The sequence below is a fragment of the Streptomyces lushanensis genome (assembly GCF_001700515.1).
Taxonomy (GTDB): domain Bacteria; phylum Actinomycetota; class Actinomycetes; order Streptomycetales; family Streptomycetaceae; genus Streptomyces; species Streptomyces lushanensis.
In genome coordinates, this window is record NZ_MAUD01000622.1 from 1 (window position 1) to 1,860 (window position 1,860).

General features: G+C 69.9%; 2 protein-coding genes and 1 pseudogene. All 3 read right to left on the minus strand.

Translation table 11 applies throughout. The annotated features are described in order from the left end of the window. Positions 1-76: 76 nt before the first annotated feature. On the minus strand, positions 77-673 hold the full coding sequence (locus tag BFF77_RS31910; protein WP_066957022.1) for a hypothetical protein: 597 nt from the start codon (positions 671-673) through the stop codon (positions 77-79). Between the two features lie 208 nt (positions 674-881). Next, positions 882-1,646, minus strand: coding sequence for a bestrophin-like domain (locus BFF77_RS31915; protein ID WP_066957024.1), 765 nt, complete (start codon positions 1,644-1,646; stop codon positions 882-884). Between the two features lie 14 nt (positions 1,647-1,660). Continuing rightward, a pseudogene (locus BFF77_RS35385) lies at positions 1,661-1,860 on the minus strand (hypothetical protein); the annotation flags it as partial.

Genomic DNA, 1,860 nt, shown 5'->3' on the forward strand with positions numbered 1-1,860 from the left:
GTCCGGGCGGAGGACTCGGGGCGACGGGCTTTCCTGGGCGGGGACGGGCTTTCCCGGGGCGGAGAGCCGCGGACCGTCAGTGCCCACGGTTCACCGCTCGTCGGCGTATGGCGTAGACGGTGCCGGTGGCGCCCGCCACCACCAGTGCGGTACCGGTGACGATCTCGGCGATGTTCAGACCTCCGATGCTGCCGCCGAGGCCGCCCCTGACGCCTCCGGGCGAGCTGACACTGACCGGGGCCGTCGCGGCCCGGGTCGCGGTGCCGTTCGCGGTGCTGTTCGTCGTGCTGTTCGTCGTACGGCCCGGATTGGGCGCGGGGGTCCGGGTGGAGCTGGAGCCGGAGATGGCGAGGGTGGTCTTCGCCGACATCCCGTTGCATTCGAAGGTCACGATGTACCTGGCGCCGGCCTTGGCGTCCCAGTCGACGGTGGCCGTGGCGGTCCTGCCGGACGGGATGGTGACGGTGTCGAAGACACCTGAGGAGGCCGTGGCGGGGGAACTGCACTTGGTGACGCCCAGGGTCACCTTTCCCCCGGGATTGATCGTGGACGGGGTCACGGTGAATCCGAACGGCGTGACACTTCCGTCGACCGCGGCCACGGCGGTGGGAGCGGTCAGGGCGAGTGCGGCCACTCCCAGCAGAGCGGCGGACGCGGCACGTATCGCGCGCATGGTGAATCCTCCGGGTCCCCGAGGAGCAGCAGCGGAACCTTTTTCCGCAAATATCAGGGAATGCACCTCGATGCGAGAAACGGTAGGAGCCCGTTATCACACCCGCGATCGCTGGCGGGCGAATGGGGCATGGATGTCCCCCGGTCGGCGGATGCCCATGCCCCGGTCGGTGCCGCGCCGCTGCCTCAGGAGGCCGATCGCCGGAGCCTCAGGAGCCGATCTGGGGGAACAGGTCGAGGAAGGGGGCCGCGGTCGCGGCGATCCCCCGGCCGTACGGGGCGTCGAAGTCCCAGATGAGGAAGAGCAGGAAGGCGATCAGCGCGCTGAAGAGCCCCGCCAGCAGCAGTTCGCGGAAGGTGCGGCGGATCTGGAGGACGAAGATCAGTCCCACCGTGACCACGGCGCCGGTGATCAGGCCGAACCACACGACCGCGGGCATCGTGGCTCCCGCGTTCTGGCCACGGGCCCCTCTGGCGTCGTCCGCGGTGGCCACCTCGTCGACCAGTGGCTGATAGGCCTGGCCCTCCAGCTCGGTCCGTGGCGCGTACCGGGTGACATCACGCCGTATCTGGTCGAAGAGCTCGGTGCCCCTCGTGCTGAGCGCCGCGTGCTCGGACATGTGCGGCCACTCGGTGTGGACGACGTACGAGACGTACGCGTCGATGTCGCCGCGGATCCGGTCCCTGACCTCGGCCGGGTAGACCTGGACCCGCTGCTGGATCTCGTGCAGTGACTGGGCCTCCTGGCGTACGGACTCCTGGGCCGCGCTGCGGCCCTCCCAGACACCGGCGATCGCGAGGCCCAGGACGATCGCGTAGATCACGCCGATCATCATCGTCATGTACTCCATGACGTCGGGTGTTCCGGTGGGGTCGTCGTCGTCCGGGACACGGCGGTTGTTGATGACGACGATGGTGAGGACGACCGCGCAGGCGGCGGCCATCGCGATGCTCAGTACGAGCCATTCCGACATGGATTCTCCGTGGGTCAGCGGGAGCGGGGACGCAGGATGGCGACGGCGAGGACGGCCGGAGCCGTGATCAGGAGCATCAGCGAGACGATCGAGGGCCCGCCGTCGGGCTGCTCACGGGTCGCCTTGCGGTAGGCGGGCAGGGCCACCGGCGGTGTGGGTGTCGCCGGAGGCGCCGAGGACCTGGCGGGGCTCGGCGACGGCGTCGGCGACGGCC

Excerpts from the sequence above, each read along its gene's own strand:
- BFF77_RS31910 (WP_066957022.1), bottom strand. The coding sequence starts at position 673 with ATGCGCGCGATACGTGCCGCGTCCGCCGCTCTGCTGGGAGTGGCCGCA.
- BFF77_RS31915 (WP_066957024.1), bottom strand. The coding sequence starts at position 1,646 with ATGTCGGAATGGCTCGTACTGAGCATCGCGATGGCCGCCGCCTGCGCG.